Origin of the sequence: Streptomyces sp. NBC_01306 (assembly GCF_026340465.1) — a bacterium.
In the GTDB taxonomy this organism is placed as follows: domain Bacteria; phylum Actinomycetota; class Actinomycetes; order Streptomycetales; family Streptomycetaceae; genus Streptomyces.
The window spans coordinates 4,781,488-4,804,718 of sequence record NZ_JAPEPC010000001.1 but is presented as its reverse complement, the minus strand read 5'-3'; the positions used below and the strand labels follow the sequence as shown (position 1 = coordinate 4,804,718).

General features: G+C 69.7%; 22 protein-coding genes, 1 tRNA gene, 1 pseudogene and 1 riboswitch. Of the genes and pseudogenes, 11 read left to right on the top strand and 13 right to left on the bottom strand.

The window, feature by feature from the left end; all coding sequences use genetic code 11:
• Positions 1-24: 24 nt before the first annotated feature.
• A complete protein-coding gene (locus OG385_RS21230; protein ID WP_266856639.1) occupies positions 25-1,242 on the top strand; it encodes an SGNH/GDSL hydrolase family protein in 1,218 nt (405 codons plus the stop codon).
• Between the two features lie 68 nt (positions 1,243-1,310).
• Here OG385_RS21230 and OG385_RS21225 read toward each other — a convergent pair whose 3' ends face one another.
• Together OG385_RS21225 and OG385_RS21220 are read right to left on the bottom strand one after the other, a co-directional pair.
• A complete protein-coding gene (locus tag OG385_RS21225) occupies positions 1,311-2,276 on the bottom strand; it encodes an ATP-binding cassette domain-containing protein (protein WP_266856637.1) in 966 nt (321 codons plus the stop codon).
• A 149-nt stretch (positions 2,277-2,425) separates the two neighbouring features.
• Positions 2,426-3,187, bottom strand: coding sequence for a hypothetical protein (locus OG385_RS21220; protein ID WP_266856635.1), 762 nt, complete (start codon positions 3,185-3,187; stop codon positions 2,426-2,428).
• Between the two features lie 238 nt (positions 3,188-3,425).
• Here OG385_RS21220 and OG385_RS21215 point away from each other — a divergent pair, with 238 nt between their 5' ends.
• Together OG385_RS21215 and OG385_RS21210 are read left to right on the top strand one after the other, a co-directional pair.
• Positions 3,426-4,166, top strand: coding sequence for a class I SAM-dependent methyltransferase (locus tag OG385_RS21215; RefSeq protein WP_266856633.1), 741 nt, complete (start codon positions 3,426-3,428; stop codon positions 4,164-4,166).
• 232 nt (positions 4,167-4,398) lie between these two features.
• Complete coding sequence (locus OG385_RS21210; RefSeq protein ID WP_266856631.1) at positions 4,399-6,000, top strand: hypothetical protein; 1,602 nt, start codon at positions 4,399-4,401, stop codon at positions 5,998-6,000.
• Between the two features lie 144 nt (positions 6,001-6,144).
• On the opposite strand, the gene OG385_RS21205 is transcribed toward OG385_RS21210, so the two are convergent.
• Both OG385_RS21205 and OG385_RS21200 read right to left on the bottom strand, forming a co-directional pair.
• The gene (locus OG385_RS21205) at positions 6,145-6,948 is read right to left on the bottom strand and encodes an ABC transporter permease (RefSeq protein ID WP_266856629.1); all 804 of its coding nucleotides are present in this window, start codon (positions 6,946-6,948) and stop codon (positions 6,145-6,147) included.
• A complete protein-coding gene (locus tag OG385_RS21200; protein WP_266856627.1) occupies positions 6,941-7,741 on the bottom strand; it encodes an ABC-2 family transporter protein in 801 nt (266 codons plus the stop codon). Before OG385_RS21200 ends, OG385_RS21205 begins: the two co-directional genes overlap by 8 nt.
• 231 nt (positions 7,742-7,972) lie before the next feature.
• Between OG385_RS21200 and OG385_RS21195 the strand changes: the two genes are divergently transcribed.
• Positions 7,973-10,237, top strand: coding sequence for a transglycosylase domain-containing protein (locus OG385_RS21195; protein WP_266856626.1), 2,265 nt, complete (start codon positions 7,973-7,975; stop codon positions 10,235-10,237).
• Positions 10,238-10,348: 111 nt separating this feature from the next.
• Positions 10,349-11,557: a GDSL-type esterase/lipase family protein gene (locus OG385_RS21190; RefSeq protein WP_266856625.1), complete on the top strand. Its 1,209-nt coding sequence runs from the start codon at positions 10,349-10,351 to the stop codon at positions 11,555-11,557.
• Between the two features lie 87 nt (positions 11,558-11,644).
• On the opposite strand, the gene OG385_RS21185 is transcribed toward OG385_RS21190, so the two are convergent.
• The 3 genes from OG385_RS21185 to OG385_RS21175 all read right to left on the bottom strand — a co-directional run bounded on the left by OG385_RS21185 (position 11,645) and on the right by OG385_RS21175 (position 12,874).
• Positions 11,645-11,965, bottom strand: coding sequence for a multidrug efflux SMR transporter (locus OG385_RS21185; RefSeq protein WP_266856623.1), 321 nt, complete (start codon positions 11,963-11,965; stop codon positions 11,645-11,647).
• A 29-nt stretch (positions 11,966-11,994) separates the two neighbouring features.
• Positions 11,995-12,062, bottom strand: a riboswitch (guanidine-III (ykkC-III) riboswitch).
• Between the two features lie 57 nt (positions 12,063-12,119).
• Positions 12,120-12,455: a co-chaperone GroES gene (locus OG385_RS21180; protein WP_266856621.1), complete on the bottom strand. Its 336-nt coding sequence runs from the start codon at positions 12,453-12,455 to the stop codon at positions 12,120-12,122.
• Between the two features lie 89 nt (positions 12,456-12,544).
• The gene (locus tag OG385_RS21175; RefSeq protein WP_266856619.1) at positions 12,545-12,874 is read right to left on the bottom strand and encodes a DUF3618 domain-containing protein; all 330 of its coding nucleotides are present in this window, start codon (positions 12,872-12,874) and stop codon (positions 12,545-12,547) included.
• Positions 12,875-13,012: 138 nt separating this feature from the next.
• On the opposite strand from OG385_RS21175, the gene bcp reads away from it, so the two are divergent.
• From bcp to OG385_RS21155, 4 genes are all read left to right on the top strand, one after another.
• Entirely contained in the window at positions 13,013-13,480 is a 468-nt protein-coding gene (bcp, locus tag OG385_RS21170; protein WP_266856617.1) for a thioredoxin-dependent thiol peroxidase, read from the top strand.
• A 159-nt stretch (positions 13,481-13,639) separates the two neighbouring features.
• A complete protein-coding gene (proP, locus tag OG385_RS21165; protein ID WP_266856615.1) occupies positions 13,640-15,136 on the top strand; it encodes a glycine betaine/L-proline transporter ProP in 1,497 nt (498 codons plus the stop codon).
• A gap of 156 nt (positions 15,137-15,292) precedes the next feature.
• Positions 15,293-16,297, top strand: a complete 1,005-nt coding sequence (locus OG385_RS21160) for an HNH endonuclease (RefSeq protein ID WP_266856613.1) — start codon at positions 15,293-15,295, stop codon at positions 16,295-16,297.
• Between the two features lie 59 nt (positions 16,298-16,356).
• Positions 16,357-16,442 (top strand) — tRNA-Leu (locus OG385_RS21155).
• Between the two features lie 68 nt (positions 16,443-16,510).
• On the opposite strand, the gene rdgB is transcribed toward OG385_RS21155, so the two are convergent.
• The 3 genes and pseudogenes from rdgB to OG385_RS21140 all read right to left on the bottom strand — a co-directional run.
• Positions 16,511-17,113, bottom strand: coding sequence for an RdgB/HAM1 family non-canonical purine NTP pyrophosphatase (gene rdgB, locus OG385_RS21150; RefSeq protein WP_266856611.1), 603 nt, complete (start codon positions 17,111-17,113; stop codon positions 16,511-16,513).
• A 92-nt stretch (positions 17,114-17,205) separates the two neighbouring features.
• Entirely contained in the window at positions 17,206-17,931 is a 726-nt protein-coding gene (gene rph, locus OG385_RS21145) for a ribonuclease PH (RefSeq protein WP_266856610.1), read from the bottom strand.
• 304 nt (positions 17,932-18,235) lie between these two features.
• Positions 18,236-18,511 (bottom strand): annotated as a pseudogene (locus tag OG385_RS21140) (glucose PTS transporter subunit EIIB); the annotation flags it as partial.
• A 187-nt stretch (positions 18,512-18,698) separates the two neighbouring features.
• Here OG385_RS21140 and OG385_RS21135 point away from each other — a divergent pair.
• Complete coding sequence (locus OG385_RS21135; RefSeq protein ID WP_266856609.1) at positions 18,699-19,961, top strand: PTS transporter subunit EIIC; 1,263 nt, start codon at positions 18,699-18,701, stop codon at positions 19,959-19,961.
• An 86-nt stretch (positions 19,962-20,047) separates the two neighbouring features.
• Here the strand turns inward: OG385_RS21135 and OG385_RS21130 are convergent, their stop codons facing one another.
• Positions 20,048-20,800 (bottom strand): MBL fold metallo-hydrolase, encoded by a 753-nt coding sequence (locus OG385_RS21130; protein ID WP_266856608.1) that lies wholly within the window; start codon positions 20,798-20,800, stop codon positions 20,048-20,050.
• A gap of 222 nt (positions 20,801-21,022) precedes the next feature.
• Between OG385_RS21130 and OG385_RS21125 the strand changes: the two genes are divergently transcribed.
• The gene (locus OG385_RS21125) at positions 21,023-21,520 is read left to right on the top strand and encodes a type II toxin-antitoxin system PemK/MazF family toxin (RefSeq protein WP_266856606.1); all 498 of its coding nucleotides are present in this window, start codon (positions 21,023-21,025) and stop codon (positions 21,518-21,520) included.
• Positions 21,521-21,636: 116 nt separating this feature from the next.
• Here OG385_RS21125 and OG385_RS21120 read toward each other — a convergent pair whose 3' ends face one another.
• On the bottom strand, positions 21,637-22,587 hold the full coding sequence (locus OG385_RS21120; RefSeq protein ID WP_266856604.1) for a PLP-dependent cysteine synthase family protein: 951 nt from the start codon (positions 22,585-22,587) through the stop codon (positions 21,637-21,639).
• 8 nt (positions 22,588-22,595) lie between these two features.
• Positions 22,596-22,874, bottom strand: a complete 279-nt coding sequence (locus OG385_RS21115) for a MoaD/ThiS family protein (RefSeq protein WP_266856602.1) — start codon at positions 22,872-22,874, stop codon at positions 22,596-22,598.
• Positions 22,875-23,231 lie beyond the last annotated feature (357 nt).

The following is a 23,231-nucleotide window of genomic DNA, read 5'->3' as shown; positions in this document are numbered from 1 at the left end:
AGTTCCCGAGGAGACCGACCGCTCATGACCAGGAGCCGTGGTTACGCCCTGCTCGCCACGCTTGCGGCAGTGGTGACGCTCGTTTCCGTTGGCATCTTCGCCATGGTGAAATCCCCGGCCACCACGGTCTCCGCCGGAACCCCGTCGCGGGTGTCGTCGGGGGTGCCCGCGTCCGGCAACTGGACGGGCACCTGGTCCGCGGCGCCCGTCGGGCCCGAGCCCGGTACACCGAACGGCCTCCCCGGGAGCACCATCCGTAACGTCGTGCACACCAGCATCGGCGGCTCGCTGACCCGGATCACCCTCTCCAACCTCTTCGGCACCCAGCCGCTGAAGATCACCGAGGCGTCCGTCTCGGCCGACGGCTCGATCCAGGCGGTGACGTTCGACGGGCGCCACTACGTCACGATCCCGGCCGGCGGCCAGACCATCAGCGACGCGGCCCGCATCCAGATCCCCAGCAACGGCAATGTGACGGTCTCCTTCACCACCCCGGCGCCGAGCGGCCCGGTCACGTACCACCCGCACGCCCGGCAGATCTCGTACGCCAGCCTCGGCGGCCACACCGTCGAGACGCCCTACTGGCGCTACCTCACCGCCGTGGACGTCCTCACCCACGAGGCCCGCGGCTCGGTCGTGGTCTTCGGCGACTCGATCACCGACGGCATCACCTCCACCGCGGACACCAACCAGCGCTGGACGGACGTACTCGCCACCCGGCTCGCCGGCCACTACGGGGTACTGAACGAGGGCATCAGCGGCAACCGCGTCCTGCTCGCCGGCAAGGGGCAGAGCGGCCTCGACCGCTTCGACCGTGATGTGCTCGGGCGCTCCGGTGTGAAGTCGGTCGTCTTCGAACTCGGCATCAACGACGTCCTGCGGCTGCCGCGCAACGTGACCGCACGGCAGATCACCGACGGGCTGCGCAAGCTGGCCCAGGAAGCGCGGGCGCGGGGGCTGCATGTGGTCGGAGCGACGCTGATGCCGTTCGGCGGCCACCTCGGGGTGACTCCGCGGCTGGAGGCCGTACGCCAGCAGGTCAACGCGACCATCAGGGCGGGCGGTGTCTACGACTCGGTGGTCGACTTCGACAAGGCCCTGCGCGACCCGTACGCCCCGAGCAGGCTCCGGCCCGGCTACGACTCCGGCGACCACCTGCACCCGAGCGACGCCGGGTACCGCAGGATGGCGATGACCGTGGACCTGGACACCCTGACCACGTCCGCGCCTGCCAGCGCCTGAGGGTCTGCCCCCGGCAGCGTCCCACCGACAGCACCCACCGCGGGCAGCTCCTTCCCGCGGGCGGGCGGCTACCGGAAGTCCCGGTCCGCGTACATCTTCGCGATGACGGCCTCGATGTCCGGCTCCCGTACCGCGAGGTCGACCAGCGGATACGCGGCGGCGACGGCCGCGACGAGCGGGGCGGCCGAGGCCGACGCCGGGAACGCCAGCCACTGCCGGGGCCCCTCCACCCGGACAGTGCGGGCCGACGGAATGTCGATCGGCGGCAGCTCCTGCTCCAGATCCACCACCAGGGTCCGCTCGCTCTCGCCCACCTCGTGCAGCCCCGCCAGCGCACCGTCGTACATCAGCCGGCCGTGGTCGATCACCATCACCCGCTTGCAGAGCTGCTCAATGTCGGTCAGGTCGTGCGTGGTGAGCAGGACGGTGGTGCCGAGCTCGGCGTTCAGGTCCCGCAGGAAGCCGCGGACCTTGGCCTTGGATATGACATCGAGGCCGATCGTCGGCTCGTCCAGATAGAGGACCTCCGGATCGTGCAGCAGGGCCGCCGCGATGTCGCCGCGCATCCGCTGGCCGAGCGAGAGCTGTCGTACCGGGACCTCCAGCAGCTCCGCGAGGTCGAGCAGTTCGACACAGCGGTCCATGTTCTCGCGGAACCGGTCGTCGGGGATGCGGTACATCCGGTGGGCCAGCCGGTACGAGTCGCGCAGCGGCAGGTCCCACCAGAGGGTGGTGCGCTGGCCGAAGACCACACCGATGCGCTGCGCGAGCTTCGTCCGCTCGCGGGAGGGGTCGAGGCCGGCGACGCGGATGCGTCCGGCGCTGGGGGTGAGGATGCCGGTGAGCATCTTGATGGTGGTGGACTTGCCCGCGCCGTTCGGACCGATGTAGCCGACCATCTCGCCCCGGGGTACCCGGAAGCTGATGCCGTCGACGGCGCGGACCTGGTGTTTCTCCCTGCGCAGGAAGCCGGACTTGCGGCGTACGTCGAAGACCTTTTCCAGGGCTTCGAGTTCGATGAAGTCATCATCCATGGCAGGCCGACTCCCCTGGTCCGGAGGTCAGGTGGCTTCGGCGCCGCATTGCGTTCACTTCCATTCCATGAGTCGGCGAGCGTACCAACGGCCGCCCTCGCGCAGCGAGCGGATATCGCCGGGCGCCGGGCGGCCGGGAACGGGTGGCGTCAGCGCGGCGGAAGCTGGTCGTACGTCTTGAAGGTGTACTGCGCGGACAAGGTGATCGCGTTCCCGGACGCCGCCGAGAGGCCCAGCCGGTCGTTGACGAGCCTGCCCAGCGGCCCGCAGCCGTCGGCAGCAGGGACGGTGAAGGCGTCGTCGTACGCGTCGAACGTGATGACCGGAGGGTTCTTCGAGACCCACTGGGAGTCACCGGCTCGCTTCAGGTGCAGTTCGACGGGGTTGTCGGCGCCGATGACGCAGCTGTGCGCCAGCAGGGGGCTGAGGACGCGGAAGCGCAGGGTGAACAGGCCCAGGCTGTTCCCGACGGAGTAGAAGTCGGACCGGCCGCCGTACTCCGGTCGGAGGGACAGCGAGAGCAGCGGGTTACGGCTGGAGGCGTGGCCGGAAAGCCCGCCGGGGACAGCGGACGGTGCGCTGCGCAGGGCACCCCAGACCTGCCCGGCGCTCCCGTCGGGCAGCGGGCCCTCGGCATGGGTGATGGTCATCGGCGCCAGCTCCGGAATGCTGCGACTGCCGAGGGTCAACGAGCCGGTGGCGGTGAGGACTTCGCACTTCCAGTCGGCCGCTTCGACACCCGCCGGGATGTCCGGGCAGTCGCTGAAGTCGTACGCGGGGGCGGGAGGCGCGTCGGCAGCGACGGCGGGGGCGCTCGCCGCACCGGTGGCCATGGCCGCGAGGGCGGCGGCGAAGGCGAGCCCGGCGGCCCCGCGGCGGACGGTCGAGGGGCGCTTCACAGTGGTCTGCATGTTTCCCAGCCTGCCGCCGCGTCCCGCCGGGCCACCATGGGGGAAGCCCCCCGCCTTACCCTGAGGCGCGCCTGACCTCACGTCAGGGTGTGGTGCTCCAGAGAGTGCCCCCGGAACGTCCCTACCGGCCCGCCCTGAACTGTGTGGCCGGAGCCGGTGGAAGGTAACTACGCGGAAGGTAAATGCATGGGGGTAAATACGTCGACAGCGCCCTCAACACCCGGCAAAGTGGCCGCCCGTGACGAGCAGCGAACTGTGGACCCGCGCGACCGCCGACCGCTACGACGCCCAGGAGAACGAGACGTCTTCGGCCGCCGTTCTCGGACCGGCTCTCGCCTTCCTCGCCGAACTCGCCGGAGATGGCCGGGCCCTGGAGTTCGCCATCGGGACCGGCCGAGTGGGCGTCCCGCTCCGGGAACGCGGCGTGCCGGTAGTGGGCATCGAACTGTCCGAGCACATGGCAGCGGTGCTCCGGCGCAAGATCGACGAGAACACCCTCCCCGTAACGATCGGGGACATGGCTACCACCGTCGTCCCCGGCGAGTTCACTCTGGTCTATCTCGTCTACAACACCATCACGAACCTGCTCACGCAGGACGAGCAGGTCGAGTGCTTCCGTAACGCCGCACGTCATCTGGCGCCCGGCGGCCGGTTCGTCATCGAGCTGGGCGTACCACCGCTGCGGTTCCTGCCGCCCGGCCAGGTCGCGGTGCCGTTCGACGTCTCTGAGCGGCATCTCGGCTTCGACACCTTCGACCTGGTCCAACAGATGCTCGTCTCACACCACTTCACCCGGGACGGCGACGACGGCCGCTACCGTCGCGGCACCTCCCGGCACCGGTACGCCTGGCCGGCCGAGCTCGACCTGATGGCACGGATCGCCGGGCTCGAACTGGATCGTCGCGTCGCGGACTGGGACGGGGCGCCGTTCACCCAGGACTCCACGAAGCACATCTCCGTGTGGCGCAAGCCGGCCTGAGAACGGATGACGCTGCCACCACCGACGTGCCGGCACCGGCACCAGCGCCACACGGCCTGATCGGCGGTCCGACGGCCACGAACCGGCTTATAGAACCGATGTGAGACGAGAAACCCTTCCGCGGGAGTCGGCAGGCAGTCAATACTGTGAAGAAAGCAAGGACCCGCCGGAGGCCCCGTCTTGCCACGTCTTGCCACGCACCCGGCGACAGCACGAGCACGGAAGGATACCGGTGGGTAACACTGCTTTCGACTACCGCACCCGGCAGTCGGCCGTTCGACGGCCCCGGCCTGTCTCACGCGGCCCGGAGAACCTGGCGGGGGCGCCCCACCTTCACGGCGTCGGACCGATGATGGGGTCGATACAGGCGCTCGCCGGCAACAGGGCCGCGTCCGCCGTTGTCCAGCGTCTCGCGGAGGACAGCGCGGCGAAGGCCGCCGGTGACGGGACGACGGGCAAGCCGCAGGCGAAGACGTCCCGTACCGGGCTGAACATCCGGGAGCGGATCGCCAGTGCGCTGGAGCGGGCCAACAAGCACCTCGACGTCCTCGACACCTTCGTCCTGCGCGGCCTGGTCCCGGCCAACGCGGAGATGAACCTGCACGCGTCCCAGGCCGCCGACACGCATCTGTCGGAGCAGGTCGGCGCGTCCTCGGCCGCGGCCGGCGCCGAGATGGGCGTCACCGACGGCGTCACGGCGGTCAACAACGTCATCGACGCACGCAAGGCGTACAAGGAATCCAAGGAGAACCCGGCGGGCGCCTCCTCCCACGCCCCACACAAGAAGTTCCGCTCCAAGACGCTCGACGCGATCCAGAACCTGGCTACTTACAGCTCCGACGTCATCGGCGTCGCCAAGAACTCCCTGGCCGCGGAGGCCGTCGTGACGGCAGCGGGTGTCGCTGAGGCCGGTGGCGGGGTGATCGGCGCCGTCGCGGGCGTCAAGAGCGTCCGTGCGACGCGTCGGTTCGGGCTGACGACGCGCAAGTACCGGGCCGTCAAGAAGATCGAGGTGCCCCCGAAGGTGGACGACCCCGAGCTCAATCGGCTCCGCGAGGCGGAGGTGGAGAGCCACTGGGCGCTCGCGCAGGCCTATGTCGCGTTGGAGCGCGCCCACGACGGCGACGAGGACGGCCTCTCGGACCGGCTGGGCGCCGCCCTGGACCGTGCCAGTGGCGCCTTCTCGACCATCGAGAAGGCCGCCGGGGACCTCAAGAACGCGGAGGACACCAACGTCCTCAACACCACCCGGGACTACGCCCTGGCGAAGCAGCGCAACAAGCTCTGGAAGCAGGGCGTCGGCGCGGTCGGAGACGGCGCGAGGTCGGCAGGCGGCGCGGTGACGATCGCAGCGGCTGCCACGGGGGCGCTGGCGACCAACCCGGCCGGCTGGGGCCTGGCCGCAACAGCGGCAGGGCTGCTGCTCTCGGTCACCGCGTACAAGGCCGGGCGCGCCGGCAAGAAGCGCTACGAGGGCGCCCGTCACCCCGACCGCTGGGCCCCGCCCACGGAAGAGGGTGGCCCGGCCGCCTCCGAGCCCGCCTCCCGCCAGGACGCGCTCAAGGAAGCGCTGAAGTTCTGGAAGAAGGCCGAGCACAGCAAGCGCGATGCCATGGCGCGCACCCTCTACGGTCTCGCCGCGGGCCCCGAGACCTCCGCCGGTCGGCAGACCTCGCCGGAGTATCGTGCCTCGGCCCGGGAACTGCTCGTCGCGCTGAAGGCAGGCCCCGCAAACCTGCACATGACGACGGAGCAGTGGACGCAGTCCCTGAACGACTCCGCCGATGCCGAGAAGTGGCAGAAGGAGATCGCCAACCAGCTCGCGTCGAGCTGAGGGCTTGCGAGGGCATGCGAGGGCTTGCCGGGAATCAAGCTGTTGCTCTCCGTTCCAGGGCTCGCCGTTGTGGTACGCGATTCCGGACGGGGCCAACAACAGGATCACGACGACACGTTGATGACCGGCAAGCTCCGGGGAGTTCTAACTCCCCGTACTCCGGTACGACCTGAGCCCCGCCCGCCACGCCACTCCTGCCGCCGCACAGCACACCCCCGCCACCAGCGGCGGCAGGAACGCCAGCCACTCCGGCAGGTCCAGCGGGTACGGCCGCCCCAGCACATACAGCGCGGGCAGCCAGTTGACGAAGGCCAGCGGGATGACGAAGGTCACCCCGCGCAGCAGGTCCTTCGCGAAGACCGTCGGCGGGTACTGAAGCAGCGTCGCCCCTCCGTAGGTGAAGGAGTTCTGCACCTCCGACGCGTCCTGCGCCCAGAACTGGAACGCCGCCCCCGTCACGAACACCGCGGAGAAGACCACCGCGCCGCTGATCACCATCACCGGCACCATCAGGACCTTCAGCGGCGTCCAGTGGACGTCGACGACCGCCAGGGCGTATCCGAGAACCAGCAGCCCCTGGGTGATCCGGCCCAGCCTGCGCAGGGCGAAGCGGTCCGCGGCGATCTGGGCGATCACCGGGACGGGGCGCACCAGGAGGGTGTCCAGCGTCCCGTCGCGCACCCGGCGGCCCAGCCGGTCCATCGAGCCCATCACCAGGTCGGAGAAGCCGAACGCGCTCGAAGCGGTCCCGTACAGAAAGGCGATCTCGCCCAGCGAGTAGCCGCCGAGCCGGTTGACGTGCGAGAACATCAGCAGGATCGCGGCGAAGTCGAGCCCGGTCGCCGCGAAGTTGCCGAGAGCCGTCATCACGAACGACGCCCGGTACGCCATCGTCGAGCGGATCCACATCCCGGCGATCAGCCAGTACGCGCGCAGCCCCTCAGCCACCCTGCACCACCACCCTCCGCGTCGCGGCGGACTGGAGCAGCCGCCCGGCGCCGAGCAGCACCACGGCCCAGCCGAGCTGGAAGGCGTACGCCGACACCAGGTCCCAGCCGGTCCGCCGGCCCAGGATGATGTCGGCCGGCACCTGGAGCAGCACCGACCAGGGCAGCAGCCGGGCCACCTCGCCCAGCACCCCGGGGAAGAGGTTCAGCGGCAGCAGCATCCCGGAGAAGAACATCCCGGCGATCCCCGCGATCTGGGCGACGCCCGCCCCGTCCATCAGCCAGAACGCGGAGAGCGCCACGAGATAGCGGATCGCGAAGCTGACAATCACCCCGAAGAGGAGCGCGACCAGGAACGCGAGCCACACGAAAGGGTCGGCCGGCAGCGCGAGGTGGAACGCGAGCGCCCCCAGCGCCATGGGCGCCACCCCGCGCCCGATGAGCTGGAACCCGGCCCGCCCCAAGTCGCTTGCCATCCACCAGAGTTGCAGGTCGGCGGGGCGGTAGAGGTCGATCGCGATGTCGCCCGTGCGGATACGCTCGATGAGCTCGTCCTCCAGGCCGCCGCCCATGAACGCCATCGTCGTCAGCATCGCCTGGCCGAGCCACACATAGGTGAGGGCCTGCGGCTGGTCGTAGCCGCCCAGGTGCGGGCGTTCGTCCCAGAGCGCGATGTATGTGTACGCCATGATGAAGCCGAAGACGGTGTTGGTGAACACCCCCGCCGCCGTGGCCACCCGGTAGGTGGCGAAGCGCCGGAACCCCCCTGCGGCCACGACCGCGTACAGCCGCATACGAGCCTCCTCCCCCGGTTTGTTCCGCCCTGTCCGGCCCGCCCCGGGCCGCTCCCCCCGTGCAAGCACCAAAGCGCACGAGCCTAGTCCAGGGGGAGCACACGCCGCGACCGAATAATCCGTCCAGTTCGAACCGGGCGCCCCAACAGTGTTTTATGGGCGTACAACACGATTCACCCCATACAGCACCGTTTACGACCCCTTTCGCGATATCCCCCACGACGCCCCCCCATGACGCCCGATGACGCCCCTGACGACACCTTTGTGCCGGACGCTGGAGAGACAGTGAGCGACGAGCAAGCGGCCAAGAAGCGCAAGCGCCCCCAACGCAAGGGCTGGCGGCGGCTGATCCCCACCTGGCGGATGGTCCTGGGCACCGTCCTGGTGATCCTCGTACTGATCATCGGGGGGCTCATCGCCGGCTACAACCTCGTCGACATCCCCACCGCCAACACCGCGGCCACCGCGCAGAGCAACGTCTACCTCTACTCCGACGGCACCGAACTGGCCCGCGACGGCCAGGTCAACCGCGAGAGCGTGCAGCTCTCCCAGATCCCCATCGGCGTCCAGCACGCCGCGCTCTCCGCCGAGGACCGCAACTTCTACTCCGAGAGCGCCATCGACCCCGAGGCGATGGTCCGCGCCGCCTGGAACACCGTGACCGGCAAGGGCACCCAGGGCGGCTCGACCATCACCCAGCAGTACGTCAAGAACTACTACCTCGGCCAGGAACAGACCATCAGCCGCAAGGTCAAGGAGTTCTTCATCTCGATCAAGCTCGACCGCGAGGAGAGCAAGAACGACATCCTCGCGGGCTATCTGAACACCAGTTACTTCGGACGCAACGCCTACGGCATCCAGGCCGCCGCCCAGGCGTACTACGGCAAGAACATCCAGGACATCGACATCGCCCAGGGCGCCTACCTCGCGTCCCTGCTCAATGCCCCCAGCGCGTACGACGTCGTGGTGCACCCCGGGAACAAGGGCCGGGCCGAGGCCCGCTGGAACTACGTACTCGACGGCATGGTCAAGAAGAAGTGGCTCAGCCCCGGGGCTCGCGCCAAGGAGAAGTTCCCTGTGCCCGGAAAGGTCAGGCCCTCGTCCGGCCTCTCCGGACAGCGCGGGTACCTCGTCCAGGCCGTCAAGGACGACCTCACCAGCAACAAGATCATCGACGAGGACACGCTCGCCACCGGCGGCTACCGCATCACCACCACCCTCCAGCGCAGCAAGCAGCACGCGCTCACCACCGCGGTGAACGACCAGGTGAACAGCAAGCTCAGCAAGAGCCGCAGCGCCGACCGCAACGTCCGCGTCGGCGGCGCATCGGTGGAACCCGACACGGGCAAGGTCGTCGCGATGTACGGCGGCGTCGACTACACGAAGCAGTACGTCAACAACGCCACCCGCCGGGACTACCAGGTCGGTTCCACCTTCAAGCCGTACGTTTTCGCCTCGGCCGTGGAGAACCGCTCGACCACCCAGGACGGGCGCAGGATCACCCCGAGCACCATCTACGACGGCACCAACCACCGCACGGTGCAGGGCCCGAACGGATCGACCGGCTACGCGCCGGGCAACGAGGACGACGTGTCGTACGGCCGCATCACCGTCTCCACCGCCACCGACAAGTCCGTCAACGCGGTGTACGCGCAGATGGCCGAGGACGTCGGCCCGTCCAAGGTCGAGCAGACCGCGATCGACCTCGGCATCCCGAAGAACACCCCCGACCTCAACCCGTACCCCTCCATCGCACTCGGCCCCGCCACCGCCAGCGTGCTGGACATGAGCGAGGCGTACGCGACACTCGCGGGCCACGGCAAGCACGGGACGTACACCCTCATCGAGAAGGTCACCAAGAACGGCGAGAAGCTCGCGCTGCCGAAGAAGACCACCGTCCAGGGCGTCAGCCGCCAGGCCGCGGACACCACCACATCGATCCTGAAGAGCGTCGTCGCGAGCGGCACCGGCACCGCGGCCAAGTCCGCCGGGCGGCCCGCGGCGGGCAAGACCGGCACCGCGGAGAACGACAAGGCCGCCTGGTTCGCCGGGTACACCCCCGACCTGTCGACCGTCATCTCCGTGATGGGCCAGGACCCGACCACCGGGGTACAGAAGCCGCTGTACGGGGCACTCGGTCTGCCCCGCATCAACGGCGGCGGCGCACCCGCGCAGATCTGGGGCCAGTACACGGGGGCCGCACTCGCGGGCACCCCGCGCACCCCCTTCCACCTCGACCTCCAGTCGGGTGCGCGCCAGGAACCGCTGCCCACCCCGGCCAAGAGCTCCGCATCCCCCTCGGCATCGGCTTCGCCCTCATCGCCGAGCGAGGCACCGACCGGACCGTCGTCCGCACCGCCGAGCACCGAGCCCTCTCCGACGGCCCCGGAGCCGTCGGAGACCCCCAGCAGCGAGAGCCCCGGCGTGATCGGCGGGCTGACGGACGAAGGCACGGACACCGGCGGCGGCACGGGGGGCGGCACCACCGGTGGCTGAACGACCGGCACCACGGATGGCTGAACCGCCGGCGGGCAGCTCAGACCGACGGCTGAAAAGGCGCGCGGAAAAGGGTGTGCGGATCAGTAATCCGGTTGACAGGCTGGGATCATGAACTCCCCGCACCCCGACGCGCCCAACGACCGGCACAGCGACACCGCCCCGATCAGCACGCCCATCACCGCGGACCTGATGAAGGGCGCCCTCGACCTGGAACGCACCGAGCACGGCCTCCTGCCGCACCGGCTGCCCGCCCGGGCCCGCGCTCAGTGCTCCGACGGGCAGCTGGCCATGGCGGAGGCCCAGCCGTCCGGCGTGCGACTGGCCATCCGTACCCGGGCCACCACCGTCGAACTGGACACGCTCCGCACCAAGATGGCCTACCAGGGCGCCCCGCCCCGCCCCGACGGGCTGTACGACCTGCTCGTCGACGGCCGCCTGACCGACCGGGCGAGCGGGACGGGCGGCAACGTACAGCTGGTGGACTTGGCCACCGGTTCCGCGGAGACGCGGCCCGGCCCGGTCGGCACCGTCCGGTTCACCGGTCTGGCCGCCGGGCTCAAGGACATCGAGATCTGGCTGCCGTACAACGAGGTCACCGAACTGGTCGCGCTGCGCACCGACGCCCCCGTCGAGCCCGTGCCGGACAGCGGCCGCAAGGTGTGGCTGCACCACGGCAGTTCGATCAGCCACGGCTCCAACGCCGAGAGTTCCACCACGACATGGCCGGCGCTGGCCGCCTCGCTCGGCGACGCGGAGCTCATCAACATCGGGCTGGGCGGCAGCGCCCTGCTCGACCCGTTCACGGCCCGCGCCCTGCGGGACACCCCGGCGGACCTGATCAGCATCAAGATCGGCATCAACATCGTCAACGCCGACCTGATGCGGCTGCGCGCCTTCGCCCCGGCCGTGCACGGCTTCCTCGACACGATCCGCGAGGGGCACCCCACCACACCGCTGCTGGTCGTCTCGCCGATCCACTGCCCCATCCATGAGGACACCCCGGGCCCCTGCGCCCCGGACTTCAGCAGGGGGACGGTGGAGTTCCGGGCCATCGGCGACCCGGCCGAGCGCGCCGCCGGGAAGCTGACGCTCACCATCATCCGTGCGGAACTCTCCCGCATCGTGGAGCAGCGGGCGGCCGACGACCCCCATCTGCACTACCTCGACGGCAACGAGCTCTACGGCGAGGCGGACTCCGCCGAACTGCCGCTGCCCGACCAGCTCCACCCGGACGCCGAGACCCACCGTCGCATCGGCGAACGCTTCGCCGCACTGGCCTTCGGCACGGGCGGACCGTTCACGGCCCGCCCGACCTGAGGCACCGGGCGCCGGCCCTGCGCAACCAGGTCCGGCGCCCGTGACCGCACCTCATGCACGGCATAACGCCCGGACGTCATGCACGGCCTAATGCCCGGACGTCGCCTTCAGGCCGACGACCGCGACCAGCAGCAGGCAGACGAAGAAGATCCGGGCGGCGGTGGCCGGCTCCCCCAGGACGACCATGCCGAGCACCGCCGCACCGGCCGCGCCGATCCCCACCCAGACGCCGTACGCCGTACCGATCGGCAGGGTTTTGGCCGCCTGCGACAGCAGCAGCATGGACGCGACAATGCCCGCGCCGGTGAAGAGGCTGGGCCACAGCCTCGTAAAACCTTCGGTGTACTTCATCCCGATCGACCAGGCCACTTCGAGCAGACCGGCGACGACGAGCAGAATCCAGGCCATGACGGCACCTCCGCGAGACGGATCAGCAGGGTGCGTCGTCTTTACAGTCGATCTGCCCGGTACGGCGCGTCTCGTCGGGGTCCGTCCCACGATAGCAAAACCGTGCCCAGCGGGCAGCAGTCAGCAGCAGGAGGAGCAGGAGCAGCAGGCTGAGCTACAGATACAGACCGGTGGAGTCCTCGGACACCCGCTCCGAAGCCACCGCGTGCAGATCGCGCTCCCGCATCAGGACGTACGCCACACCCCGGACCTCCACCTCGGCCCGGTCCTCCGGGTCGTACAGCACCCGGTCCCCCGGCACCACGGTCCGGACGTTCTGCCCGACCGCCACCACCTCGGCCCAGGCCAGCCGCTTGCCGACGGCGGCGGTGGCCGGGATCAGGATGCCGCCGCCGGAGCGGCGCTCGCCCTCCGGGCTGTCGGACTTGACCAGCACGCGGTCGTGCAGCATCCGGATGGGCAGCTTGTCGTCGTGGGTGTTCTCGCTCACAGGCTCGAACCTACCTGGCCCGGGGCGCGGAGTTCACCGAAGGGTCCGCACCCGGGCCACCGGCCGGCCACCGGGCCGGACGGGGCGGGTCAGCAGCTCCGCCGCCGCTTCGCCGTTACGCAGAGACCCACCACGCCCACCGTGAGCAGCGCCACCGGAATCACGCGCTCCAGCCGAGGCGCGCCGTCCTCCGTCACGAACTGCGCCCGCACGCCGTTCGCCGCCCGGTTCAGCGCGACGAACGCGCGCCCCGCGGTCTGGTCGACGGCCGATGTGACCTTGGCCCTGGCGTCTCCCACGATCGTGCTGGGGTGCAGCCGCACGCCGATCTCGTCCAGCGTGTCCGCGAGATCCGCGCGCCGGGTCTCGATGTCCGCCTCGATCTGCGCCGGGGTCCTGGCATCCGTGGCATCCGACACTGCGCTGCCTCCGTGGTCGTGTCCGGTAGTCGTTGCTCGACAGTCTGTCAGCTCCAGCGGGAACGCACCCCGCGGCACCCCTATTACGCTCTGCCCCATCCGTACCTCACGGTCACCGACCCTCCCGAGGAGAGCCTGATGAGCGAGCGACTGCAGCCCGGCGACACCGCCCCCGACTTCGCCCTGCCCGACGCGGACGGCAACGAGATCTCACTCGCCGCACACCGTGGCCGCAAAGTCATCGTGTACTTCTACCCGGCGGCACTCACCCCTGGATGCACCAAGCAGGCCTGCGACTTCACGGATAATCTGGACTTCCTGGCCGGCGCCGGATACGACGTCATCGGCGTCTCGCCGGACAAGCCGGAGAAGCTCGCGAAATTCCGCGAGAAGGAGTCCCTCAAGGTCACGCTGGTCGGCGACCCGTCCAAGGAGACCCTCGCCGCGTACGGCGCATTCGGAGAGAAGAAGCTCTACGGCAAAACGGTGACCGGGGTCATCAGGTCGACGCTCGTCATCGACGAGAACGGGAAGGTCGAACACGCTTTCTATAACGTCAAGGCGACCGGCCACGTAGCCAAAATCATCAAGGATCTCGGCCTCTGAGACGCCTCGAACAGGTCCGAGAAGTTGCCGAAGTGGCCGGTATCCACTGAAAATACGTGACCAAGGTCCCATTTCTACGGAGCCCTGGTTTGCGATCGCCATCGCTGTGCAGAAGAGCCTCCTGCGTGTTTTTGTATGCCCACAGAGAGGACGACAACCATGGCGGACACCGGCCACCAGCCCGCCGCCGACCCCGAGGCGGTCAAACGCCACCGCGATCTCTTCCGCGTCATCGACCGCCGGAGGAACCCGCGGCTGCGCCGCACCGACATCACGGTGACGGATGAGGCAGCGATCAAGCGGGCGGTGAAGGCGGCCAGCCTGGGTAATGCCATGGAGTGGTTCGACTTCGGCATCTACAGCTACCTCGCGGCCACGATCGGCCGGGTCTTCTTCCCCGGGGGAAGCAGCACGGTCCAGCTGCTCGCGTCGTTCGCCACCTTCGCGGTCGCGTTCCTGATCCGGCCGGTCGGCGGCATGGTCTTCGGCCCGATGGGCGACAAGATCGGCCGCAAGAAGGTCCTCGCCATGACCATGATCATGATGGCGATCGGGACCTTTGCGATCGGGGTGCTTCCCTCGTACTCGGCGGTCGGCTTCTGGTCACCGGTTCTGCTGATCTTCTTCCGTCTGGTGCAGGGCTTCTCCACCGGCGGTGAGTACGGCGGCGCCTCGACCTTCATCGCGGAGTACGCGCCGGACAAGCGCCGGGGGTACTTCGGCAGCTTCCTGGAGTTCGGCACGCTCGCGGGATACGTGGGCGCGGCCGGCCTGGTCACCCTGATGACCACGCTCGTCGGCTCCGGCGGGATGGACAGCTGGGGCTGGCGCGTACCGTTCCTGGTCGCGGGCCCCCTGGGCCTGGTCGGTCTCTACCTGCGGCTCAGGCTGGACGAGACACCCGCCTTCCAGCGGCTGACCGGCGAGAACGTGGGCGCCGGGGAGGCGGCCGACGCCGTCGAGACCACCGCCAAGGGCGACCTCAAGGCGATCTTCACGGACCACTGGCGCGCCCTCGTCCTCTGCATCTGCCTGGTCGGCGCGTACAACATCACGGACTACATGCTGCTGTCGTACATGCCGACCTACCTCTCGGACGAGCTCGGCTACGGCGACACACACGGCCTGCTGATCCTGCTGGGCGTCATGGTCGTCCTGATGCTGGTCATCAACCAGGTGGGCAGGCTGAACGACCGCTTCGGCCGGAAACCGCTCCTGATGGCGGGCATGCTCGGCTTCCTGGTCCTGTCGCTCCCGGCCTTCCTGCTGATCCGCCAGGGCTCCATCCCGGCGATCACCATCGGCATGGCGATGCTGGGCCTCTCGCTGGTGTGCATGCTGGGCACGATGTCGGCGGCGCTCCCGGCGCTCTTCCCGACGCAGGTCAGGTACGGGTCGCTGTCGGTGGGCTACAACCTCTCGACATCCCTCTTCGGCGGGACGACCCCGTTCGTGATCACCGCACTGATCACCCTGGCCGGCACGAACCTGATGCCGGCGTTCTACGCGATGGGGGCCGCGCTGGTGGGCGTGATCGCGGTGCTCTGCATGAAGGAAACCGCCCAGCAGCCCCTGGAGGGCTCTCCTCCCTCGGTGGAGACGAAGGAGGAGGCGGCGGAGATGGTCGAGTCCCAGGCCCCGGAACCCCGCTTCTGACCCACCCCCCGGAGCCACACCCCGGCTCCCCTCGACGGCCCGTACCGGCCCCCAGCCGGTACGGGCCGCTCCACTTCCCGCACGTGACGGGCCGGCGAGCGGTTCGTTACTCCGTACGAGGTCACGAACGCGTGACCGGGGACGGAGTGAGCCACCATGACCGACCCGTACGAGCGGGAGACACTCACCCGGGCTGTGGCCGAGTCCAGGAACTGGACCGATGTGATGCGCAGGCTCGGCCTCCGCAAGAGCGGCGGACGGCACCGCGTCCTCAGGAAGAGAGCCGCCGCCCTCGGTATCGACACCAGTCACTTCGAACATCACAGCCCCTTTCGCAAGTACACGGACGAGGCGATAGCCGCTGCCGTCAGCACGTCCTCGACGCTCCGCGAAGTCGTGACGAAGCTCGGCGCTCCGCCCGCGACCGGCACGCTGTCGCACATCCGGCGGCGCATCGCCGCGGCCGGCATCGACGTCAGTCACCTGCCCGGCCTCAATCGCCCGAACGAACCCCGACTGGCCTTCACTGTCGCGGAACTGCGGAACGCCGCCGCATCGGCCGACAGCGTGCGCGGGGCAGCGCGGCTGCTCGGGCTTGCCGAAGGCGACAGCAAGTCGCGCACGGCGCTGGGGGCGATGCTCAGGAAGCACGGCATCGACACCTCCCATTTCCGCAACGCGCGAGTGACGATCAGCGAGGGCGCACTGCGGGCTGCGGTGCCGGACGCCACCAGTTACGCCGACGTCATGCGCGCGCTCGCCCTTGAGGTGAACGACACCAACCATCGCCGCGTTCGTCGCAGAGTGCTGCAACTCACGCTCGACACCGGCCACTTCAAGCGCCGCACCTGGGGGTCGGTGCGTGCGGCGGAACCGCGGTCGAGCGCGCCGCAGACCCTCGTCGTCCTGCCCCAGGGGTCGTCGCGCGCGAACCGGTCCAGGCTCCACCGCGCGCTCCAAGAGGTGGGTGTCGCCTACCGGTGCACGTCCTGCGGCAACCCCGGCGCATGGCTGGGCCGCCCGATCACGCTCCACATCGACCACATCAATGGCGACTGGCTCGACAACCGCCGGGAGAATCTCCGGTATCTGTGCCCGAACTGTCATGCACTGACCGACACCTGGTGCCGGAATCGCCGGAAGCAGCCGTCGAGCGCGTAGTCGCGGAGGGTTCGGCATACCCCGTGCGACTGTCGGCCGAGTACCATGAGCGACATCCTGCGGCCTTGGCGCAGTTGGTTGACGCGATCGGTTTAGGTCCGGTTTGTCCGTTTGGACTAGGTGGGTTCGAATCCCACAGGCCGCACATGACTGGAGGGGCATTCCGCACCGCGGGATGCCCCTCCAGCGTTCTCGGCTCAGCTGTTCACTGGTTCAGCCCAGCAGCTCCCGCACCGCAGGAACCAGTGCGCGGAACGCCTGGCCACGGTGGCTGATCGCGTTCTTCTCCGATGCCGTGAGTTCCGCGCAGGTGCGGGTGTCGCCCGACGGCTGGAGGATCGGGTCGTAGCCGAAGCCGCCGCTGCCGGCCGGGGTGGTGCGGAGGGTGCCGAGGAGGCGGCCCTCCACCACTCGTTCCGTGCCGTCGGGGAGGGCCAGGGCTGCCGCGCAGGCGAAGTGGGCGCCCCGGTGCGGGTCGTCGATGTCCGAGAGCTGGGCCAGCAGCAGGCGCAGGTTGGCCTCGTCGTCGCCGTGGGTGCCCGCCCAGCGGGCCGAGAAGATACCGGGGGCGCCGTTCAGTACGTCCACGCAGAGGCCCGAGTCGTCGGCCACCGCGGGCAGGCCGGTGGCCTGTGCCATGGCGTGGGCCTTCAGCAGGGCGTTCTCCGCGAAGGTGACACCCGTTTCCTTGACGTCCGGGACTTCGGGGTACGCGTCCGTGCCGACCAGTTCGTGGGGCAGGCCCGCGTCGGCGAGGATCGCTTCGAGTTCGGTGATTTTCCCGGCGTTGCGGGTGGCGAGGATCAGACGGGTCATACGTCCAGTATCAGGGGGCGGACAGGGCGGCGGACCGCCCGCCCCGTCCGTCCCCTCGTCGCGCCGGTGGCGCCGTGCCGGGGCGCGTGCCGCTACTTGCCGAGCGCCTCGGTCTGGAGCGCGGTGAGGTCGGCGCAGCCGCCGGTGGCCAGGTCGAGCAGCGCGTTGAGCTCCTTGCGGTCGAAGGGCTCGGCCTCGGCCGTCCCCTGGACCTCGACGAAACGGCCGTCGCCGGTGCAGACGACGTTCATGTCGGTCTCGGCGCGCACGTCCTCCTCGTAACGGAGGTCGAGGAGCGGCGTTCCGTCGACGATGCCGACGCTGATCGCGGAGACCGTGTCGGTGAGGGGCTTGCGACCGGACCTGATGAGCTTCTTGGACTGGGCCCAGGTGACCGCGTCGGCCAGGGCGACGTATGCGCCGGTGATGGCGGCGGTGCGGGTGCCACCGTCGGCCTGGAGGACGTCGCAGTCGAGCACGATCGTGTTCTCGCCGAGCGCCTTGTAGTCGATGACCGCGCGCAGCGAGCGGCCGATGAGGCGGGAGATCTCGTGCGTACGGCCGCCGATCTTGCCGCGGACGGACTCCCGGTCGCCCCGGGTGTTGGTGGAGCGGGGGAGCATCGAGTACTCGGCGGTGACCCAGCCCTCCCCGCTGCCCTTGCGCCAGCGCGGTACGCCTTCGGTGAAGGAGGCGGTGCAGAAGACTTTGGTGTCGCCGAAGGAGATGAGGACGGAGCCCTCGGCGTGTTTGCTCCAGGCGCGCTCAATGGTGACCGGGCGGAGTTCTTCGGGGGTGCGGCCGTCGATACGAGACATGGGGCCGAGCCTATCGGCCACGGTGGGGAGGGACGCCCGCCCGGGACCGGTGGGGGGGGAGGAGGCCCGGGGGCCGGTGGCAGGGAGAGAGCCCGGGCCGGTGGTGGGGCGGGGGCCGGGGGCGGTGATGGGGCGAGGGGCCGGGACCGGTGGCGGGGCGGGGGCCCAGGGCCGGTGGCGGGAGGAGGCCCAGGGCCGTTGGCAGGGAGAGAGAGACCCGGGGCCGGTGGTCGGGAGGATTGCCCGGGGCCGGATGTTGAAGGCGGGGCCCGTTGCCGGTCCCGGGCGTCGGCGTCTCAGCCGTTCACATCATGTCCTCGATGTCCGCCGCGATGGGGTCGGCGTCCGTGCCGATGACGACCTGGATCGCGGTGCCCATCTTGACCACGCCGTGGGCGCCTGCGGCCTTGAGCGCGGCTTCGTCCACGAGGGAGGCGTCCTTCACCTCGGTGCGCAGCCGGGTGATGCAGCCCTCGATCTCTTCGATGTTGTCGAGGCCGCCGAGCCCCGCGACGATCTTCTCAGCCTTAGTGGCCATGCCTGACTCCTGAGTGTTCTTGGCGGCAGTGTTCCTGGCGGCCCGGCGCTCCGGTCCGTTTCGTCAAGGTAACGCACGATTGGCCCCCTTATACGGGCGTGCCACCGCGCCGCCTCGGAAGATGGCGATCACTGGTGCAGCGCCCGGGGCACAGCATCTGATCGCGCCGTAGCTGGTCCGCAGCCATATACGGCGACCACCAGCAGGGCCGACGCCAGGAGGACGCCGAATGAGCACCAGCAGCGCGGCCGTGCCACAGACACCACCGGCGAAGAAGTGGTGGAACGGCCTTTTCCAGGGCCTGCAGAAGGTCGGCCGCAGTTTGCAGCTGCCCGTCGCGGTGCTGCCCGCGGCTGGTCTGCTCGTCAGCCTCGGCAACCTCTTCACCGCGTATCTGCACGGCGCCTTCTGGGACAAGACGGCCAAGGTCTTCCTCGCGGGCGGCAATGCGATCCTTGACGGTGCGTTCGGTCTGCCGCTCCTTTTCTGTATCGGTGTCGCGATCGGCTTCGCGAAGAAGTCGGACGGCTCGACGGCGCTGGCCGCGGTCGCCGGATTCCTCGTCTACCACGGTGTCCTGGGCGCGTTCCCGATCGGCGGAACGGTGACGAAGGCGCTTCCGGCCGGGATGCCACAGAATCCGGGGGTCCTCGGCGGCATCCTCATCGGGCTGCTGACCGCGATCGTCTGGCAGCGGTTCCACCGCACCCGGCTGGTCGACTGGCTGGGCTTCTTCAACGGCCGGCGCCTCGTACCGATCCTGATGGCCTTCATCTGTGCCGTGCTGGGTGTGGTGTTCGGGCTGCTCTGGCAGCCGGTCGGTGACGCGCTGACCTGGTTCGCCAAGCATCTGATCGATCTGGGCGCCTGGGGTGCGGCGATCTTCGGTGTGGCGAACCGGCTGCTCATCCCGATCGGTATGCACCAGTTCCTGAACACGTTCTTCTGGTTCCAGGCGGGCAGTTACACCAAGCCCGACGGCACCGGGGTGCAGGGCGACCTGACCCGCTTCTTCGCGGGCGACCCGTCCGCCGGGCAGTTCATGTCGGGCTTCTTCCCGATCATGATGTTCGGTCTGCCCGCGGCGGCCCTGGCCATCGCGCACTGCGCGCGCCCGGAGCGGCGCAAGCAGGTCATGGGCCTGATGATCTCGGTCGCGCTGACGTCGTTCGTGACCGGGGTGACCGAGCCGCTGGAGTTCTCGTTCATGTTCGCCGCGCCGCTGCTGTACGGGCTGCACGCGCTGCTGACCGGTGCGTCGATGGGCATCACCTGGGCCCTGGGGGTCCATGCGGGGTTCAGCTTCTCGGCCGGACTGATCGACTACGTCATCAACTGGCACCTCGATACGAAGCCCTGGCTGATCATCCCGATCGGCCTGTGCTTCGCGGTGGTGTACTACGTGGTCTTCCGGTTCGTGATCACCAAGTTCAATGTGATGACGCCGGGGCGCGAGCCGGAAGAGGACGTCGACGACGTCACCAAGGCGTGACCGGCGGGACGCCCGCGGGTCCCGGAAAAGCCCCGGTTCTGGGCCCAGCTCCCCTTCCGGGCCCCGCTCCGCGTGCCCGCCGCGGGTCAGATCTCGTACACCGCACCCGGCCTGGCCAGCTCCACCGGCCCGTCGTACACCGCCTGCGCGTCCGCCAGATTGCGTTTGGCGTCCGTCCACGGCGGGATGTGGGTCAGCACCATGCGGCCCACCCCGGCGCGTGCCGCGTGTGCGCCGGCCTCGCGGCCGTCGAGGTGGACGTCGGCGACGTCCTCCTTGCCGTGCGTGAAGGACGCCTCGCAGAGGAACAGGTCGGCGCCCACGGCCAGTTCGTGCAGCGGGTCGCAGACGCCCGTGTCCCCGGAGTAGGTGAGGGAGCCGCCGCCGTGTTCGAGCCGGATGGCATAGGACTCGACCGGGTGGCAGACCTTCTCGGTGCGCACCGAGAACGGGCCGATGTCGAAGGAGGCGGATTTCAGGGTGCGGAAGTCGAAGACCTCGCCCATCGACGAGGAGGACGGTGTGTCCGCGTACGCCGTGGTCAGGCGTTCCGCCGCGCCCTCGGGCGCGTACACCGGGATCGCGGGGCAGCGCCCGCCGTCGTGCCGGTAGTAGCGCGCGACGAAGTACGCGCACATGTCGATGCAGTGGTCCGAGTGGAGATGGCTGAGGAAGATGGCGTCGAGGTCGTAGAGACCGCAGTAGTGCTGCAGCTCGCCGAGGGCGCCATTGCCCATGTCGAGGAGCAGCCGGAAGCCGTCGGCCTCTACGAGGTAGCTCGAACAGGCCGATTCCGCGGATGGGAACGACCCCGAGCAGCCGACGACGGTGAGCTTCATGGAGTGGGAACCTCCGTGGACGGGCCGGGCCCCGCACGCCCGGCAGGACGCCGAAGCGGTCCGTCGAGCCTAAGGCGCGGGAGCGGTGGCCGCTCCTTCACAGGACGCCGTTGTGGGGGAACTCACCTGTGCTGTCACCGGTTCGGGTGGGCGGGGCGGCTCTGCGGGCCTGCTTGCGGCGGGGCGCAGGGGGCTCGGGGCCGCACCGGTACGGTCCTGGGTATGGATACGACGTGGTTGCTGGCGCTGATAGCTGTGGTGCTGATTGCCCTGGTCGCCTCGGTCGTCGACGGGCGGGCGCGCGGCGGGCGCCGGCAGCGGGGGCGGCAGCGTCCGCCGGGGCGGGCCGGGGGCCGGGAGCCGCGGGCGCCGGCGGGGCGGCCGCGGAAGCGGGCCGGGCGGCCCGGGCGGGTGCCGCGGGCGGGCGAGATCTGGTGGGCGCTGGTGCCGTACGAGGACGGGCCGGGCGGCAAGGACCGGCCGTGTCTGGTGCTCTCGGTACGAGGTGACGCGGCCGTCGTCGCCAAGATCACCAGTAAGCACCATGAGGAGCGGCCCGGGGTGATCGCGCTGCCGGCGGGGGCTGTGGGCGATGCGCGGGACCGGCAGAGCTTTCTGGAGACGGACGAGCTGCGGGATGTCCGGGTGCGGGAGTTCCGCCGGTGGGCGGGCGATGTGGACCCGGCGGTGTGGGACCGGGTGCGGCATCTGGCGGGGTAGGCGTGGTGGACAGTGAGCGGCGGGCGGCGGCCCGGACCTCCCCGGTCCGGGCCGCCGCCCTCGTGTCTCCTGCGCCGGGAGCCGGCCCTGGTGCTACGCCCGGAGCCGGTCTGTTGCTACGCCCAGAGCTGGCCCTGGAGCGTTTCGATGGCCGCTTCCGTTGTGGGGGCGGTGTAGACGCCGGTCGACAGGTACTTCCAGCCGCCGTCCGCCACGACGAAGACGATGTCCGCCGGGGTTCCCGCCTTGACGGCCTTCTTCCCGACGCCGATCGCCGCGTGGAGCGCCGCGCCGGTCGAGACGCCCGCGAAGATGCCCTCCTGCTGGAGCAGTTCACGGGTGCGGGTCACCGCGTCCGCGCTGCCCACCGAGAAGCGGGTGGTGAGCACTGTTGCGTCGTACAGCTCGGGGACGAAGCCCTCGTCCAGGTTCCGCAGGCCGTAGACCAGGTCGTCGTAGCGCGGTTCGGCGGCGACGATGCTGATGTCCTGGACGTTCTCGCGCAGATAGCGGCCGACGCCCATGAGGGTGCCGGTGGTGCCGAGGCCTGCCACGAAGTGGGTGATGGACGGCAGGTCGGCGAGGATCTCCGGGCCGGTGGTCGCGTAGTGCGCGCCCGCGTTGTCCGGGTTTCCGTACTGGTAGAGCATCACCCAGTCGGGGTGCTCGGCTGCGAGCTCCTTGGCGACGCGTACCGCCGTGTTGGATCCGCCGGCCGCCGGTGAGGAGATGATCTCCGCGCCCCACATGGTGAGCAGGTCACGGCGTTCCTGCGAGGTGTTCTCCGGCATGACGCAGACGATGCGGTAGCCCTTGAGCCTGGCCGCCATGGCGAGCGAGATGCCGGTGTTGCCGGACGTGGGCTCCAGGATGGTGCAGCCGGGGGTCAACCGGCCGTCCTTCTCGGCCTGTTCGACCATGTGGAGCGCGGGGCGGTCCTTGATCGATCCGGTCGGGTTGCGGTCCTCCAGCTTGGCCCAGATCCGGACGTCGTCCGACGGGGACAGGCGCGGGAGCCGTACGAGCGGGGTGTTGCCCACCGCCGCGAGCGGGGAGTCGTATCGCATCAGGGGGCTCAGACCATGCCGCCGGCCACGGCCGGAAGGATCGTGACGCTGTCGCCGTCGGCCAGCTTGGTGGAGATGCCGTCGAGGAAGCGGACGTCCTCGTCGTTGAGGTAGACGTTGACGAAGCGGCGGAGCTGCTCGCCGTCGACGATGCGCTCGCGGATGCCGTTGTGCCGGGTTTCGAGGTCGGCGAGCAGGGCGGCGAGGGTGTCACCGCTGCCTTCGACGGCCTTGGCGCCGTCGGTGTAGGTGCGGAGGATGGTCGGGATGCGGACCTCGATGGCCATGGCTGGGCTCCTGTCGGATGGTGAGGCGGAGGGCGCGGCAGCGCGCGTGGTGCCGGTAATGCCGGTGGTGGTGCGGGGTGCTTACGCGGGGCCGCGGCTCAGACGGCAGCGCGGCGCGGACAGATTGCGCTGTCGAGGCGGCACAGGTCGACGTGCAGCCGGGCGGCTCCACATCCAAAGGCTCCCAGCAAGAGCGTGGACGCGGAGCGCAGCGTGACGGGCGTCGCGCCCGGCGTCTTTTCGCTCACGTCATGGGAAACCATGGGCTCATCGTATCGATTCCCACCCCGCGAACCGAGAGGCAGTCTCGGTATCCGGGATCAATGTGTCCGACTGCCGGACAGTCGGGTGGGCCGG